Source organism: Bartonella capreoli (genome assembly GCF_902813205.1).
Classification (GTDB): Bacteria; Pseudomonadota; Alphaproteobacteria; order Rhizobiales; family Rhizobiaceae; genus Bartonella; species Bartonella schoenbuchensis.
Map to the genome: position 1 here is coordinate 1 of NZ_CADDZX010000221.1, position 448 is coordinate 448.

Annotated in this window: 1 protein-coding gene and 1 pseudogene; both read left to right on the forward strand. The window is 44.4% G+C overall.

Annotated features, from left to right (window positions below):
* Positions 1 to 159, forward strand: a pseudogene (locus J7R05_RS08145) (F0F1 ATP synthase subunit alpha); the annotation flags it as partial.
* 49 nt (positions 160 to 208) lie between these two features.
* A partial coding sequence (locus J7R05_RS08150) for a F0F1 ATP synthase subunit gamma (protein ID WP_208541866.1) occupies positions 209 to 448 on the forward strand: 240 nt, incomplete at its 3' end.

The following is a 448-nucleotide window of genomic DNA, read 5'->3' on the forward strand; positions in this document are numbered from 1 at the left end:
GGTGTTAATGGTTATCTTGATTCTTTGGCTGTTTCTGATGTTGCACGGTTTGAACAGGGACTTTTGACACTTTTGCGCAGCGATCACCAAAATCTTTTAAAGGCAATTGCTGACCAAAAACAGATAACTGATGAGCTTAAGGATAAGTTGCTTACTGTTCTTAAGTCTTATGCGAAGAATTTTTCATGATGATTGATGGAATGCTTGAATGGCTTCGTTGAAAGATCTTAGAGACCGTATCGCCTCGGTTAAGGCAACACAGAAGATTACCAAAGCCATGCAGATGGTTGCAGCGGCGAGGTTGCATCGTGCACAAGAGGCGGCTGAATCTGCACGTCCTTATGCGCAGCGGATGGCTACTATTTTGGAGAGTGTTGCTGCTGATGTTGATGGCATTGATGCGCCTTCTCTTATGCGCGGCACTGGACGTGATGATGTACATCTTTTA